We start from the raw sequence: 17175 nt of genomic DNA, 5'->3' as shown, positions 1-17175 counted from the left end.
GAAATTCGTACCTGATAATGAAGTTTTTATGAAACCTCCCGGTCGCCGGCGATGTGATCGTTTTTATGCTTTCTACTATGAACGTTTTCAAAACGCAATAAAAAAAGCTTCCGGAAATCAATCTGAAAGCTTTTTGTTTTTTAACAGTTTAACGTGTAATCAGGAGAGTTGTAGATGTGCTGTTATTATTTCAATCCGAAATGTTTGTTGCAGGTTGCATAGAACCAAGCAAAGTGCCTTTAACAAGTGTGATTGACTTCCTTATTATTCATTATCAACTACATACAATAACGCTTGTGATAATATATCCATAGCTTCCTCAAGCTCGTTAATTGTGCTGGTTAACGGCGGATAAAGGCATATTACACTACCATCGGATATTTTGAGGCTTAAGCCCAGTTCCAGGCATTTATAAAGTACCTGATCTGCAGAGCGGGTATCTTTTTCTTTGGTCGATCTGTCTTTTACCAGTTCAACTCCCCATAAAAGCCCTTTACCACGCACATCGCCGATAATGCTGATACGCTCTTTCATTTCAAGCAGTCGTTTTAGCATAAAAGATTCGGCTTCGGCAACATGCTGAAGGGTATGATTAGCTTCCATATAATCGAATGCGGCAAGGGCGGCAGCGGCGCCTAAAGGGCTTTTTTCGTGGGTAAAATGCCCCAGCGATACCTGCGCGGCAACGTTCAGTTTGTCTTTACAAACTATGGCGGCCATCGGTACTATACCGGCACCCAGCCCCTTACCCAACACCAGGATATCAGGAACAATATCATAGTGCTGATAAGCAAACATAGAACCAGTACGGCCCATACCAATTGGGATTTCATCAAATACCAGTAACACGCCATGCTTGTCGCAAATCTCCCGTACCCGTTTCCAATAAGCCTTAGATGGTACATGAACCGTTGTACTTCTGATAGTTTCGGCAACCAGGATACCCACATCGCCCTCTTTTTCAATTACGTACTCCAGGTAATCGGCATAAGCCAAATCGCCGCCGTTTTCATTATCGCGGTTAAACCACATACCCCGGTAAGTGTCTATCGGCGGAACGTGGATGCTTCCGGCCATTAACGGCCCTAAACCCTGCTGAAAAACATATTCGCCTCCCAGGGAGATACTATCCATCGATGCGCCGTGAAAAGAATCGTACATGGCTATGGTTTTAAACTTGCCGGTATAAATACGGGCCAGTTTCATGGCCATGGCTATGGCCGAAGTACCGCCGGGGGCAAACAACACACGCGACAAGGCATGATCTGTTAAAGCGCTCAGGCGTTCAGCGAGCGTTATAGACGGGATATTGGTGTACCTGCGCGGAGAAAACGCCAGTTTGTCCAGCTGTTCTTTTACCCGTTCAATGATAAACCTGTTGTGATAACCAAGCTGGTGCACATTATTACCATGAAAATCGATATATGATTTCCCCGCGAGGTTTTTGATCCTTATTCCTTCGGCCGAATCGATGACATCCAAACAAGGTGTAGAGAGGGCCTGATGCAAAAAATGATCTGCATCAGCCTTCAAAGCTTGCTGCGTAGCGGCATCTGTATGTTGCCGGTTCCATTCCCGGCGGCTTTCGCTCAAATTCAGATCGCCTTCGGTGTGCAAATATCCTTCGTGCTTAATCATAGAGAAATAATTTTTTTGACTCACCGGCAACATCCTTCTGTCGCCCGGCGGCTAATAGTTAAGCAATACTAAACAATGTTTATTAAAACTACATCTATGATTAAGTTAAGAAATTGTGAAGATTGGGTTAGTGCAGTGGTATTATGTTATAAGATCACTAAATGATTGGACGTAGGGATTAGGCCCAAGCCGGGACCGCGTTATAGGGTATTTTGGTATTTCATCGCGCCTTTATACTTACTTGGATTAATGCCGGTATGTTTTTTAAAAAACTTACTAAAGAAAAACTGATCACTAAACTGTAATTGCTGGGCAACGCTCGAAACCGGCAGGCCCAGGTCATCCAGCATTATTTTAGCCTCAATGATTACAAGTTCGTCAATCATCTCACCACATGTTTTGTTGGTTAGCTCTTTCACCATTTTTGTGAGGTGCTTGGGTGTTAAATAAAGCTCATCCGCATAGAATTGTACTCCCCGCTCCTCTTTAAAATGCTGGAAGAGTAATTTTATAAACGATGATAAGATCTCTTCTTTCCTGGTTAATCGTACCTGTTCGTCGGGCCGGTATTTTTTAAACAAAGCGGCAACCTCAAACATAAAAATATTAAAGCTATGATGAATGATCTCGGTTTTAAAGGGATGCAGATATTCCGGGTCATCCGCCTTGTGCAACATTTTCATCACTTCATGTAATGCATGTGCATCCTGATCGTCCAGCATCAGGTAAGGGTTGTTCTGCGTGGAGAAAAATCCAAAGGAAGGTATATGCTTTTCGCTAAAGCGCGCCTGAGCCAAAAAATCATGCGAAAAGTTAACCACCATTACAATAAATCCATCGTCAACTTTCTGAAGCTGGTGGATAACATTAAAGGGGATAACAATAAGACTGTTCTTTTTTATATGGTAATTAATCAGATTAATCTGGAAATGTCCTTCTCCTTCAATAACCAACCCGATTGAAAAATGAGCAGAACGCCATGGCTTACCCATTCTTTCTGCGCTGGGTTTCAATTCATCATTCCTGAACGTTAAAAAATCTTTGGCAAGCTGCTTTCGGCCGGCATCAATACTCACATCACTTATCGTATAATGATGAATGGACGGGGCATCTGCTTTCATAAACTTCACAAGGTAATTAACTCAATAAAAAAACCAAATTAACTAATTAACGCGGTTTCTTCGTAATATCTTCTTATCACATCAGTGTCAAAGTATAATAACAGATTCCCTTATAAAGGTTAAATGGCTTATTTATCATGCATCCATTCAAACAGCGCCTGGGTACCGGTTATATTTCCTTTATACAGATCCACAATCAATGCTCCCAACTCGTCCGGATGTATATAGTTATCTTCTACCTTATTATTTCTCTTCCCGGCATCTACATACAAATGATAGTATTTTATATTGGTGCCTTTAACTTCTTCACAAAACATTTTGGCCATTTCCCTTTGCATACATTGCGATAAGCGGGCAAGCTTAACGTCGGTGCCCTTTATGGTTTGAGCGGTGAAATCGATACTTATAAACATACCATGCCGCGATGTTTTCATGCTGCTGAAAGAAAGCCTGGCGGCAACAAAAAAAGCGGTTATGTTTTGTTCCATCGTGTGTTCCCAATCTGTAATTTCTACCTGGCTAAGCGGCCGGGCGACAGCGGAACCTTCAAAACAGGCAATACTCAAATCAATTTTGCCAAAACGTTCAATAATGTCATCGGCAATTTCTTTAGCCCTGTAAAAATCTGGGTAATTGGCCAATAGGGTAATGATGGTGCCCTTACCAGCAACATCTTCAATTTGTTTGATCCATAACAAATCCCTTGCACTTTTTGCAGGTACTACAACAATTGCACCTTCCTTCAGCAGCATTTGAGCAATGTTTATAGCTGTAGCGCCGGTGCTTCCCGTTAAAACCGCGACCTTATTTTTTAATGACATTTTATAAAGATTAACAGTCGGTAAAACCGAGGCAAATATTGGTATCCGGATGGCATTTAACCATGTCTGTAAGTGGCAACAATATGTCTAAAAGGCTCATTTTCATACCAACAAACAATTGATTGCCAGCCAAATGTAATAAACGCATCAATCGCCCATTTTTGGCTCAAATGCGACATATACACATGCTTTCACTCCTTACAGACATTTTTTAACGATAGTTTATGCTTCAACTTTGTGCCGTTCATTAAAAGAAAACACTTTAAATAATCACAATAATCAACGCTCATCGATATGAAAATGTCAATAAAAACAGATATCAAGCTATTAATTTTTCAATTCTCATTAGGATTGATAGCACTTAGTTCCTGCGGGGGCAATCCCGCTGCCGGTGGCCCGGGCGCAGGAGGCCCCGGCTTACCCACAGGCCCCACGCCTTATAAAGCCGCTACGGTTTATGCAGGCCCGGCAACTATTTTCTACAGCTTCCCTGCCTCCATCGAAGGCCAGCAGAATGTTGAAATACGTCCTAAAGTAGATGGCTTTGTCCAGAAAATATTTGTGGATGAAGGCGCGACCGTGCATAAAGGCCAGCCCCTGTTTGAATTAAGAAACCCGCAATACGAGGCCGCTTTAAGAAGTGCCCTTGCGGCTGTTAAGATTGCAGAAGCTGATGTTCAGACCGCCGAAATGGACGTAGAAGAGGTTAGGCCGCTGGTTGAAAAAAAGATTATAAGCGATTATGAGCTAAAATCAAAGCAGTACACCTTAAATTCTAAAAAAGCTTCCCTGGCTTCGGCGCAGGCAGACCTGGTTAACGCTAAAGTGAATGTAAGCTATACTTATTTAACAAGCCCCTCCAATGGCGTTATTGGAACTATCCCCTATAAAGTTGGCAGCCTGGTAAGCAGCACCTCGGCAAACCCCTTAACCACGGTTTACAACACCGATAATATTTACGTATACTTTTCTTTCAACGAAAAGCAACTGCTTGAGTTTTCAAAAACGGTAAAAGGCGCAACCATCAAAGAAAAGCTGGCCACCCTGGCCGATGTATCTCTGATACTGGCCGATGGTACAACGTATCCGGCAAAAGGCAGAATTGTTACCGCAGGCGGTTTGATCAGTACCGAAACGGGGTCGGTAAGTTTACGTGCTAATTTCCCCAATACGCTTGGGTTGATCCGCAGCGGCAGCAGCGCTACCATCAAAATACCCATCCATATAGAAAACGCCCTGCTCATTCCTCAAAATGCAACTTATGATTTGCAGGGGCAAAAATTTGTGTATACACTAAGTGATAAAGACAGTACCGTAAATACCGGGATCCGTGTATCCGCAAATACGATAGGGAATTTGTACGTGGTGGAAAGCGGCCTGAAAAAGGGTGATAAACTGGTGATAGAGGGCGTAGGTAACTTAAAGCCAGGTACTGCCATTAAACCCATGCCTGTGAACACCGACAGCCTGTATGCCGCCGCCGGAAAAACAACACCTGCAAACACTAACCATCAATAGGCCGGTTTACCGTCATGGTTCACTCAAAATTTTAAATAATCATGCTTAAAATATTCATTAAAAGACCGGTTTTATCTACCGTTATATCGGTAATGATAGTTATACTGGGCGTATTGGCCTATTTAGGTTTGCCGGTTACCCAATACCCCGAAATTGCCCCGCCCACTGTTAAAGTATCCGCTACCTATACCGGCGCCGGTGCAGATGTAATTCAAAGAAACGTTATCATACCGTTGGAAGAGCAGATCAATGGCGTAGAGGGCATGACCTACATGACATCTACAGCCACCAATGATGGTGATGCTACTATAACCGTGTACTTTAAATTAGGTACAAACCCGGATATCAACGCTGTAAATGTGCAGAACAGGGTTCAGCGGGCAACAAATTTACTACCTGCCGAAGTTACCAAAGCAGGAGTTACAGTAGATAAACAACAAAGCAGCAACCTGCTGATCTTCGCGCTTAAAAGTGATAACCCGGTGTACGACCAAACATTTTTGAGCAATTATGCCAATATCAACCTCATCCCCGAAATTAAACGGATAACCGGTGTTGGCAGCGTGGTTTCATTTGGTTCTAAAGATTATGCGATGCGTGTTTGGCTTAAGCCAGATGTAATGGCAACCTATGGTTTAACCCCGGCTGATGTGAATAACGCCCTTGCCGAACAAAACTTTGATGCCGCGCCGGGTAAATTCGGCGAGAACAGCAACCAGGTTTTTCAATATACTATTAAATATACAGGCCGCTTGCTGGATACGGCGCAGTTTGGCAATATCATTATGCGGGCTAAAACCAACGGCCAGTTGTTACGCTTAAGGGACATTGCAAGGCTGGAAATGGGCTCCCTCACCTATTCATCAACCATGAATACCGACGGACAACCGGCAACCGTTATTGCTATCAGCCAAACCGCGGGCTCTAACGCGCAGACTATTATTAAGGATGCCATTGCCACGCTGGATAAAGCTTCAGCGTCCTTTCCAAAAGGAGTGAGTTATGTATCATTGCTTAACGCAAATGATTTTTTAAGCGCATCGATAGAAAAAGTGGTGCATACCTTAATAGAAGCCTACATTTTAGTTTTCATTGTTGTTTTTATATTCCTCCAGGATTTTCGATCAACACTGATACCCGGTATATCGGTATTGGTATCCATCATCGGTACGTTTGCATGCCTGAGCCTGTTTGGCTTTACCATTAACCTGCTCACGCTGTTTGCCCTGGTGCTGGCCATTGGTATAGTAGTAGATGATGCCATTGTTATTGTTGAAGCAGTACACGCTAAACTTGATGAAGGTTATCAATCATCATACGAAGCCTCAGTAGACGCCATGAGCGAATTAGGTGGAACAATTGTAGCTATTACGCTGGTGATGGCGGCTGTGTTTGTACCGGTTTCTTTTATCAGTGGTAGTTCGGGCGTGTTTTTTAAACAGTTTGGTTTAACACTCGCTTCGGCGATTGTAATTTCGGCAGTAAATGCCTTAACGCTGAGCCCTGCGCTTTGTTCGCTGTTTTTAAAGCCTCATGAAGAGCATGACGGAACCAGGAAAAGCCTGCTGCAAAGATTTTATATCGCTTTTAATACAAGCTTTGATACGCTGAAAGGTAAATATCAAAAGTCGATAGGTTTTTTAAGCCGTAAAAAATGGATCGTCCCCTCGGCGGTAGTATTATTTACGGTATTACTCGTTTTCTTCATGAAAACATCGCCCGGGGGCTTTGTACCCAATGAAGATCAGGGCACCATTTTCGCCGATATCAGCCTGCCGCCCGGTACATCTCTTGAAAAAACCATCCAGGTTGCCGATATGGTTGATAATATTGCCAAAAAAATACCGGTAGTTGCCAACCGGGCAAAAATAACCGGGCAAAGCATCATTAACGGCACAGGCAGTAATTTTGGCCTGCTGGTGTTTAAGCTAAAGCCATGGGATGAAAGAAAGGGCACAAAAGTGGACGATGTTATCGGCCAGCTATTTGGCATGACAGTCGGGATAAAAGATGCCAAGATAATTTTCTTTGCACCGCCTACGGTGCCGGGCTTTGGTAATTCAAGCGGCTTTACTATCGAATTGCAGGATAAAACAGGGGGCAGTATAGAAAACTTCAGCAAAGTGGCCGGGGGCTTCCTGGGTGCATTAAACCAACGGCCCGAAATTTTGTACGGAGCTACCGGGTTCAATCCCAACTATCCGCAATATTTGATGAATATCGATGTAGCCAAAACAAAAGAAGCCGGCATTTTACCCAGCGACCTGATGGCAACTATGCAGGGATATTACGGCGGTATCTATGCATCTAACTTTAATCAGTTTGGCAAACAATACCGGGTTATGGTACAGGCCGATGCTAAATACAGGAGCGATTCGCAGGGCCTGAATAATATTTATGTAAAAAATGGCTCGGGTAACATGGCGCCGGTATCAGAATTTGTTACCCTCACCTCGGTTAACGGGCCGCAAAGCTTATCAAGGTTTAACCTGTATAATAACATATCGGTAATTGGCAGCCCGAAACCGGGTTTCAGCAGTGGCGATGCACTTGCCGCTGTGCGGGAAACGGCAGCTAAAACGTTGCCGGCGGGTTACAGCTTTGATTACTCCGGCCTGTCGCGTGAGGAGGTGAGTGCCGGCGGGCAAACGGTTTTCATCTATATCCTTTGCGTTGTATTTGTGTTCTTCTTGCTTAGCGCGCTTTACGAAAGTTATATTATACCGTTTGCTGTACTATTCTCGCTGCCGGTGGGCTTATTTGGCACTTACCTCTTCGCTAAAATCATGGGCATAGACAATAATATATATATGCAGATATCCGTAATCATGCTGATTGGTCTGCTTGCCAAAAACGCCATCCTGATTGTAGAGTATGCCGTTGCGAGACGTGAAAAAGGGATGACCATCACCGCCGCCGCCATTGAGGCGGCAACAGCCCGTTTACGCCCAATATTGATGACCTCGCTTGCCTTTATTGCCGGCTTATTGCCGCTGATGCTTTCATCTGGTGTTGGCGCTGCCGGTAACCGCTCCATCGGTACCGGTGCTGTAGGCGGGATGCTTACCGGAACCGTATTCGGCGTATTCATTATACCGGTTCTTTATATCATTTTTCAAACACTACAGGAAAAATTAGCAAAGAAAAAGAAACCCGGCCAAACGCCCGAAAGTCACCACCCGGCAACCCCGGCCCTGAATTAACCATTATCGTTTTATTTAAACATACACCATGTTTATGAACTTAAAATATTTTATCCGTACAGCTGCTGTAATAGCAGCGGCTGTACTGTTGATGCCTGCCTGTAAGTTAAGGCAGCCCTATACAAGGCCCGACGCTAAAACAGATAGCGCCTACCGCGGCGGCACTACGAATGATACTACCACCATAGCCAGTTTGTCATGGAAAAAAATGTTTAAGGATGCCAAACTGCAGGATTTGATACAGGAAGGTATAACCAACAACTACGATTTAAAAGTAGCTATTGCCCGTATTAAACAAGCCGATGCCAACCTACGCCAGGCCAAAGCGGCATTTTTTCCAACTTTAAGTGTAGCGCCGCAATATACCAAACAAAAAGTTGCCGCTACACAAGGCGGGAACCTGGGTTTTATGCCGCAAAATGTTTACGCCGTAACAGGCGATGCCAGTTGGGAAATAGACATTTGGGGTAAACTAAGCAGCGCCAAAAAAGGTTCGCTCGCGCTGCTTTTACAAAGCTACGCCTACCAACGGGCGGTGCAAACCAAGCTTGTTGCTGATATAGCTACCGATTATTATAACCTTTTAGCTTACGACAAACAGCTGGCTATAACCCAGCAAACCGTAGCAAACCGTAAAGAGGATGTAGAAACAAATAAAGCATTAAAAATAGCTAACCGGGTAAATGAAGCATCGGTAGCGCAAAGTGAAGCCAACCGGTACGCCGCCGAGGTTACCATACCCGACCTGCAAAATAATATTCATCAAACTGAAAACGCCTTGTGTGTTTTGTTAGGGAGACACCCGGGCCCGGTAGAAAGAAATGCACTTGATGCCCAGCAAACAGATACCACATTACAAACCGGGGTACCGGCGCAATTGCTTAGCAATCGCCCTGATGTACAGCAGGCAGAGTACAATGTAAGGTACTACTTTGAGCAGATTAATGTGGCCCGGGCTTACTTTTATCCTTCATTGAGTATAACCGCGCAGGGAGGCTGGCAGTCATCAACCGTTGGCGACCTTTTTAAAAGCGCTACTATTTTTGGCAACGTTGTAGGTAACTTAACACAGCCCATATTTAACAAAGGCCTTAACAAACAGCGGCTACAGCTTGCCAAAGCGCAATACGAAGAAAATGTAGCAACGTTTCAGCAAACCGTGCTTGATGCCGGCAGAGAAGTTTCTGATGCCTTATACAGCTATAAAACAGTTGAAGATAAAGCCTTAACCCGCAAGCTGCAACTTGATGCCTGGCTTCGGTCGGTAAACTATAACCGCGACCTGCTTAAACACGGCTACGTAACTTATACCGATGTACTAACATCTGAGCAGAACTATTTAGCGGCACAGTTAAGCAGCGTGAACGACAGGTTGCAACAACTTACTGCGGTGGTAACCCTGTACAAAAGCCTGGGCGGGGGCTGGAAGTAAGCAGGGAAGGATTTGCGGCTAAAGAGCAATAAACACACCTGAAATTACGATGATGGATATAGCACAAAAAATTGCCGATAAAGCACACGACCTTTTTATCAGGTATGGTATCCGCAGTATTAGCATGGACAAAATTGCAGGCAGCTTAGGTATCAGCAAAAAAACTGTCTATCAATTTTTCAGCAGTAAAGATGACCTGGTGACAACGTTTGTAGAAAACGAAATTACCGTGAATATTGCCCGTTGCGAATCTTTAAAGGCAAAAAACAGCGATGCCATATTGGAGTTGTTTTTCATCCTGACCTATGCGAAGGACTTTTATAAAACGCTTTATCCGGCTTTAATGCATGACCTCGAAAACAATCACCCTGATGCCTTCAAAAAACTCCATGAGCACAGGCAAGGCTATCTGGCCGAACTCATGAAGGCCAATATGACCTGCGGTGTTAGAAACGATCTGTACCAGGACGATTTAAACTTTGAGGTGATTACCGAATTTTTGTTGGAAAGTTTAACAATTATCCTGAATCCGGATCTTCCGCATATCAATAACCAGTGGGAGCTTTTGTTTGGATATCTCATCAGAGGCTTGCTTACCGCCAAAGGATTAGCACTTTTCAATCATTATAAACATCAGCAGGAAGGGCCATTGTTAAATGGCAAATACTTCATGCGTTCATTTTGGGACGGCTAACAAGTTTAGGAGCAAAGGACACTCAACCCGTAAGATTGATGGTATTTTCTAAACAGCTACCAAATCTGCGGATAAAATCAGCCACTTTCCTGAGCGGCATACCGCTCAATTCCGGAAAGTGGCTGTACTATATTATAGTTTCAACAATACCTCACCTATCGATCACGATAACGCTGCTAAAAACTATAGAAGATGTTATAAGTTCAAACACTGCGCTTTAGGATAAATTATTTACACTTGTAAGTGAAAGCATTGGTTTCGGAGCCGTTAATGGCCATGCTCACCGGGAAATTCTTCTCATTGTATTGATAGGTCAGGGTTGCGTTAATGTCAGTGAGCGGAGAACCAAAAGCGTTCCGGAGTTTCCCGGTGATCTTAACCGGGTTATTTTTGCTCATCACGGCGCAACGTCCTATCCAAAACTGAAGCTTATCCAGGTTATAGGAGCTAAAACCGCTGAAATCTTCACCTATAAATTTCCAATATTTAGAAATAGCCGTATACGGCGAAGGTTTATCATCATACACAACGTTCAACGTTTCGTCGGTTTTTTGCAGATAATCGATCCTGCCTTCACCGCCAGGATAAACAACCGTCTTCCTCATAAAATCATAAACAATTTTTGCCTGACTTACATTATCGTTGTTATCATAAGCAAATACAAGTTCTGTTCTGAAAAGCAGGAAACCGTCGGCATCCACACTACCATTGCCCGGTAAATACACTGTGGTTAAATGTTTTTTGGCATCATCATATTTAAATGTGTACAGGGAGTCTCTTTTATAACTATTTGGCGGGTTAGTGGCAACAAACAAATCATGTAAAAATTCGGGGTTGCCATCGTAAATATTCCCGCTGCCCCCGCTGTACTTATAAGTGATTTCGATAGTACCATAGTAATGGTTACCGTTACCGTCTACCGAGGCGCTTGGATAGGAATCCACAGCTTTACCTGGATCGATAGTTCTGACAAAAGCTCCGTAATAGAAGTTCGGCGCGGTCATTTTTACTAACAGCCCCTTATCATCATATTCAAAGTTGCGTACGCCAAGTACCTGGTCTTTATCACTTGCGATGGCGCAACCGGCACTACTTACCGGATCAGGTTTGGGTTTATCATCGTTTTTGCCGCAGCCGTACATGGCTAATAAGCTCAGTGAAGTTAATACGGCAATTGTCAATTTTTTCCGGGGGCTTTGTGCCGGGATTAGGTTTTGAAGTGTTCTCATTACGGGTAGTTATTAATGTTATACCGCAAATAAACACCTCCTGTTTAAAACACACTTTCGCGTTTGTTGCAAAAACTTTCGATTTTGTAACGTTTTTATCGGCACACAACAATTTTCTTAAAACGATAAGGTAATGATTAAGATCCGGATACCGCAACCTTGCTGGGGGCAAACCCGAAATGGCGCGAGAAGCTGGCCGAAAAGCTGGCAGGGCTGCCGAAGCCAACCATGTAAGCAACCTCAGATACCGTTGCCGCACGGCGTTCTAAAAGGTTATACGCGTATTGAAGGCGAACCACACGAATCAACTCACCGGGGGCCTGCCCAAGCACATCCTTAAGCTTCCGGTGCAACTGGGTACGGCTTAACCCCATATCCACAGCCAGCTGATCCGCGCTATAACCTTCTTCGTTAAGGTGGCTTTCCACAGCATGGCGTATCCTTGCTATAAAATCCTGTTCGATGGAGGGCAGCTCGCTGGTGTTTTTCAACCATAGGTCACTATTTTTATAGTGGATGCGCAATTGCTCGCGCACGCTGATCAGGTTTTCAATCTGTGCAATTAATTCTCGCTGTTCAAAGGGTTTGGTCAAATAGGCATCTGCACCTGTTTCTATCCCTTGTATACGGTTATCTATACCCGCTTTAGCGGTAAGTATGATAACAGGGATGTGACTGGTTCGTTCATCCTTTTTTAATGTTTCGGTTACCTGGTAACCGGTTAGCCCGGGCATCATCAGGTCTGTAATTACCAGGTCGGGAATGTGCTGTATGCCCATAGCCACGCCTTCCGGGCCATCTGCGGCGGTAATTAAGCGATACCTGCCGGCCAAAGATTTCCGGATAAATTCTCTTAATTCCTGATGGTCCTCAATCAGCAGGATCAGCGGGCAGCTTTTATCAGCGGCAAGCACGTCTTCTTCACAGGTTACCGGTATAAACTCCTCCACTGTTACGGGTCCCGCACTGTTTTCAGGAGGAGCCGCGGCTGGCTGATAAGGCATAACTATTTTAACCTGTGTAAAGGAGCCTTCAACACTTTCGGCGCTGATCTGCCCTCCCATCAGTTCTACCAATTCTTTGGTAAGCGACAACCCGATGCCGGTGCCTCCGGTGTTACGGGTGTCTGAGGGGTCGGCCTGGTAAAAGCGGGTAAATATATACGGCAGCTTGTTTGCCGGGATGCCTGTGCCGGTATCTTTAACGATTAAGCTGAAACTGTTTCCCGCCGCTTCAGGGTGATTGCATAATGCAACTTCAACGCTGCCATTATCCGTAAACTTCAAAGCATTGGAAAGCAGGTTATGGATGATCTTCTCCATTTTATCACGATCAATAAGCATCCAAAGTGTCTCCTGCTCAGTTGTAAAATGTAAGGCTATTCCCTTTTGCAGGGCGAGTGATTGATATGACAGTACATGTAATTTCAACAACGCTACCAGATCAACCAACGCGGGGTTTACTTCCATCAGGCCGCTTTCCACCTTACTCAAATCCAGCAGCTGGTTAATCAGTTGCATTAAACGTTCGGCGTTCCTGATGATGAGCTTTAAATAGTCCTTATCACCCGCCGGGGTATTTAACAACTCTTTAGCCGGGTTGAGGATCAGCGTAAGCGGGGTTTTAAATTCATGGGTAATATTGGTAAAAAAGCGCGATTTTATCGCATCCATCTCGCGCAACTCTTCAGTTTGGGCTTTCAGCTCGGCGGTGCGTTGCTGCACAATCTGCTCCAGCCGCCTGGCTTCGGTAGCTATCAATGCCGTTTTTTCGGCCTCCTGCGCAAGGGAACGTGCCGACAGGATTTCGACCTCACGCAGCTTGGCCGCCAGTTTTTGATTGGTTCGGGCAAAATCAAGCGCCAGGTAAAGCGACAGGCAAAGTGGTAATATTAACGACCCCGCCCCCATCACAAACAAACGCATGGAGTTTAGGGCATATGGCCAAACCAGGAAGGTATCCTCCCAGGCAAAAATATAAACCAATATAACCGCGCTTACTCCGGCGCCAATAAGCCAGGCATTTTTTTGTCCCCTTTTAATCACCTGCACCGCCGACCATAAGCCATCGGCCATACAAATTACATAAACAACCGAAAAATAGTTATGCCATGTTTCCTGCCTTAAAACCCAATACTTAAAAATATAACCGCCCAGGTAAAAAACGGCAACGCCGGTTAAAACGATGATTCGCCATCGGGGCACCCGGCTGTAATTGAGCACATACAGCAGTATAACTGCCGAGCACATGATCAAAACTTTGCACACCGCGGTTATAAAGTCGGCAAAGTATTGTACCGTAGGATAAGGTGTAAGGTAAAAACTGTGAACAGCTATCCCGTTGATCCCGATCAGCAACACAAATAAGGCGTAATAGGCATTGAGCTTTTGCCGTGGATAAAATAAAAAGAAGAGAAAGTGGAGCAGCCCCAGGATCAGCTGCGCGGAAGCGAACATGGGCAAATAGTCCAGCAGCATTTTACTGTTACCTGCTCTTTTAGCGCGGGTTACATAATCGCCTATAGTGAGCTGAAAACCGGAAAAATTGGAATAAACATTGAAGAAGTTGGCGTAGTGGATTGCCAGCAGGTGTGGCCGCGTATCGGTAAACCAAACCGGGATCAGTTCTCTCGGTGCGCGGATAGCCTCCGTTTGCTGCGCGGATTTACCTACCTTACCGTAGCCGCCAATGGGTTTGCCGTCCAGAAATAATTCGGAAGCGCCATCGTGATTAATACTGATGAAAAGCTTTTTGTTTACCAGGCCGGTGTCGGCCCTTACCCATAGGCCAAACCAACCTATCCCCTGCCATCGTCTGGGCGCGTTGATCTTGCCGAAAATGGTGTGCCGCAGTGTATCCCAACCACTAGTATTGATGGCCGGTTTATTGCCACCAGGCAACTCGCCGGGGTGGTAATACCAAACCGAATCATCAAGGAATACCTGGTTATGCTCGCCAAAATCACTGCTGCGGATAACCACGGCCTGTTGCGCGGCAACGGGGCGGGCCAGGCACAATAAAACCAGGCATCCCAACAATACGCAATATCCCGAATAACGATATGAAAATTTGCTTCGCTTATCCATCAAAACACCGGCATAGGCTTGTTTCTCAAAAATATGATTTTTTAGATCAACAAAGCAGAGATCGTTTTCAATAGCAAGGAAGTAATTATCATGCTTATCTTATATGGTGGCACGGCCAACACATAGGTTCTATTTCTTCCTCAGGGAAATGATGTAATAATCACCCATATACTTCCAGGGCCACGATGTTTTAAGCTTATCCTCCCACTTTGTCAAAAGCCGGTACGCCGTGGGGTGTTTTTCGGCAAAGCCCTCGATATAAGATGGCGGAACGATAGTGCATAAACCCTCTGTACCTAACAGGTCAAAATCCTGCTTTAAACGTTTTTTGATATAGGACGGGTTGTAGTAAAAGCAATTAAAGTAAACACCCTCCACATGGGCCCGCCTGCCCTTGCTGCTAAAAAATCTGCGGAAAGCTGTTTTAAACTTCCCTTTAAATACCAACAGCGTTTCCCAAAGGCAAAATTTCGGCAGCACTACAAGGGTTACCGTCCCACCGGGGTTTAACAGATCGGTGAATGAGCCAAGTACTTTATCCAGCTCGCCGGTACAGTTGAGGCCCGCGAAATTGGAAAAAATCAAATCAAAAGGGCCTTTGTTTTTTAATTGCTCTAATTTCGTATACGAACACAATTCGTTGCTAACCAGGTTCTCAACACCATTCGTCACCATCTTTTCACGCAATTGCTGTTGCATACCTGTAGATATATCAGTAGCATGAACCTTAAACCCCTTTTGAGCAAAGTACAAAGCATCCTCGCCGGTGCCGCTGTTCAGTTCCAAAATGTAGCCCCCCGGTTTGACGTGTTGCAGGATATGCGCTCGCACCCGTTTCCGTTTATATGCTATAATGGTATCGGCCGAATAAAGTTGATCAAAAAACGCGGACTGGTTGCTGAAGGCTGCCCCGGCCAGTTGCTCGTTAATTTGTGGTGCAGCTCCGGTCATATGGCTTTTTCAAATTTATCCAGCTTCAGTTTCTCCAGATATGTAAGCGGCGTATAGTAAAACAATGACAAAGCCTTTTTCACATGATTAGCCGAACTGCCAAATGGGTTCTTGAGCAATTTACGCATGCTGTTTTTGGCCAGGTGCTTGTGATAATTGCGATGGACGTATTTGTGAAGTTGCTTGTAAAAAAAGGCGGGGTAAGTATTCTTAAACATCAGCGCCATCTCGTCCGAATCCGTCCAGTTGGTTTTCTTTTTCAGTTCGGTTTTCACGCGTTCGTAAAAGCCGGTGCCGGGCAACGGGTATGACACCGAGATACCTATTTCATAGGGAAGTAACTCGTTGATCATTTTAATGGTTGAGGTAATATCCTCCCTTGTTTCACCGGGATATCCAAATTGGATAAAAAAAGAGGGCCTGATACCATGCTTTTTCATCAAATGCGTGGCGGTATGGATCTGATTGATGGTGATTCCCTTATCCATAGCATCCAATACTTTTTGCGAACCGCTTTCGGCGCCTATCCAGGCATTTTCACAGCCTGCGGCTGCAAGCGCCTCAACGGCTCGTTCTTCAACCAGCAAATCGGCCCGCGACTGGATTTTGAAGCGGATGCTGACGCCCTCCTGTTTTAACAGCTCCGAAAACTCCTGTACCCAGCCCGGTTTTAAACCAAAAATATCATCGCAAAACCAAATATGGTCCATGCCATACCGCTGCTTAAGCATTTTTATTTGGTTTACAATATACTGCGGACTGTGCGAATTATACCGGTTACCGTAAATAGGCTTAGCGCACCAGTTACATTTAAAAGGGCAGCCACGTGTAGTAACCACATTGAGGGAGAAGTAACCGGCGTTTTCTAGCCACATTTCGCGATAGCTGCTGATATCCACCAGGTCCCAGGCAGGCAGGGGCAGGTTGTCCAGCTCTTTGGCTACCGGTCGCTGCGGGGTTTTGATAATCTCGCAACCATCCATATAGGCCAGGCCCTTGATATCAAAATAGTTCTCTCCGCCGTTTTTAAGCAGCGTGTTTAATTCAAGTAAAGTTTGCTCAGCTTCGCCAAGAATCACAAAGTCAGCACCTTCAGCTAAATATGCCGCATAACGATCTGTTGAATCTGAACTGGAAACAATTACCTTACAGCCCCTTGCCTTAGCCAGTTTAGCCATTTTAAAGGCCGCCTCGCGCATATTGGTCAGGCACATTTTAGTGAGGTAGTTGAAACCGTCATCGTAAATCACAAAAATATCGGGCTGCTGTTTATCGAGCTCCGGGATCAATTCATCCGCGCTTTTTACAAACATCGTATCAAACAGGCTTACCTTATAACCCTGCTCCCGCATCAACGCGGCGGCATATATGGTACCAAGCGGCGCGTAAGGCTGCCCTATCGACCATTGTTTAGGATCGAACCGTAAAAAATATGAATGTGAAAACAATATATTGTTCATAGTAATCAAAGTCTTTTATAAA

General features: G+C 44.7%; 11 protein-coding genes. 4 read left to right on the top strand and 7 right to left on the bottom strand.

What is annotated here, in order from left to right:
• Positions 1-264: 264 nt before the first annotated feature.
• From LX99_RS08145 to LX99_RS08135, 3 genes are all read right to left on the bottom strand, one after another.
• Positions 265-1638: an aspartate aminotransferase family protein gene (locus LX99_RS08145; RefSeq protein ID WP_109607610.1), complete on the bottom strand. Its 1374-nt coding sequence runs from the start codon at positions 1636-1638 to the stop codon at positions 265-267.
• Positions 1639-1838: 200 nt separating this feature from the next.
• Positions 1839-2759: a helix-turn-helix domain-containing protein gene (locus LX99_RS08140; protein ID WP_109607398.1), complete on the bottom strand. Its 921-nt coding sequence runs from the start codon at positions 2757-2759 to the stop codon at positions 1839-1841.
• A 128-nt stretch (positions 2760-2887) separates the two neighbouring features.
• Complete coding sequence (locus LX99_RS08135; protein WP_109607397.1) at positions 2888-3580, bottom strand: SDR family NAD(P)-dependent oxidoreductase; 693 nt, start codon at positions 3578-3580, stop codon at positions 2888-2890.
• A 294-nt stretch (positions 3581-3874) separates the two neighbouring features.
• Here LX99_RS08135 and LX99_RS08130 point away from each other — a divergent pair, with 294 nt between their 5' ends.
• From LX99_RS08130 to LX99_RS08115, 4 genes are read left to right on the top strand one after another with little or no spacing between them, the layout of a single operon-like run.
• Positions 3875-5098 (top strand): efflux RND transporter periplasmic adaptor subunit, encoded by a 1224-nt coding sequence (locus LX99_RS08130; protein WP_211318976.1) that lies wholly within the window; start codon positions 3875-3877, stop codon positions 5096-5098.
• A gap of 41 nt (positions 5099-5139) precedes the next feature.
• Positions 5140-8301 carry an efflux RND transporter permease subunit gene (locus tag LX99_RS08125; protein WP_109607396.1) on the top strand — a complete coding sequence of 1054 codons (3162 nt, stop codon included), beginning with the start codon at positions 5140-5142 and terminating at the stop codon, positions 8299-8301.
• Between the two features lie 28 nt (positions 8302-8329).
• Positions 8330-9733, top strand: coding sequence for an efflux transporter outer membrane subunit (locus LX99_RS08120; RefSeq protein ID WP_245927872.1), 1404 nt, complete (start codon positions 8330-8332; stop codon positions 9731-9733).
• Positions 9734-9782: 49 nt separating this feature from the next.
• Positions 9783-10427, top strand: a complete 645-nt coding sequence (locus LX99_RS08115; protein ID WP_109607395.1) for a TetR/AcrR family transcriptional regulator — start codon at positions 9783-9785, stop codon at positions 10425-10427.
• A gap of 227 nt (positions 10428-10654) precedes the next feature.
• Here the strand turns inward: LX99_RS08115 and LX99_RS08110 are convergent, their stop codons facing one another.
• The 4 genes from LX99_RS08110 to LX99_RS08095 form a co-directional block, all read right to left on the bottom strand.
• Complete coding sequence (locus tag LX99_RS08110) at positions 10655-11656, bottom strand: hypothetical protein (RefSeq protein ID WP_022831769.1); 1002 nt, start codon at positions 11654-11656, stop codon at positions 10655-10657.
• A gap of 137 nt (positions 11657-11793) precedes the next feature.
• A complete protein-coding gene (locus LX99_RS08105; RefSeq protein ID WP_109607394.1) occupies positions 11794-14742 on the bottom strand; it encodes an ATP-binding protein in 2949 nt (982 codons plus the stop codon).
• 129 nt (positions 14743-14871) lie between these two features.
• Positions 14872-15693 (bottom strand): class I SAM-dependent methyltransferase, encoded by an 822-nt coding sequence (locus LX99_RS08100; protein WP_109607393.1) that lies wholly within the window; start codon positions 15691-15693, stop codon positions 14872-14874.
• Positions 15690-17153 (bottom strand): B12-binding domain-containing radical SAM protein, encoded by a 1464-nt coding sequence (locus tag LX99_RS08095; protein ID WP_109607392.1) that lies wholly within the window; start codon positions 17151-17153, stop codon positions 15690-15692. The genes LX99_RS08100 and LX99_RS08095 overlap by 4 nt, the downstream gene beginning before the upstream one ends.
• Positions 17154-17175 lie beyond the last annotated feature (22 nt).

The organism is Mucilaginibacter oryzae, assembly GCF_003148845.1.
Taxonomy (GTDB): domain Bacteria; phylum Bacteroidota; class Bacteroidia; order Sphingobacteriales; family Sphingobacteriaceae; genus Mucilaginibacter; species Mucilaginibacter oryzae.
This window is presented reverse-complemented; position numbering and strand designations above follow the sequence as displayed.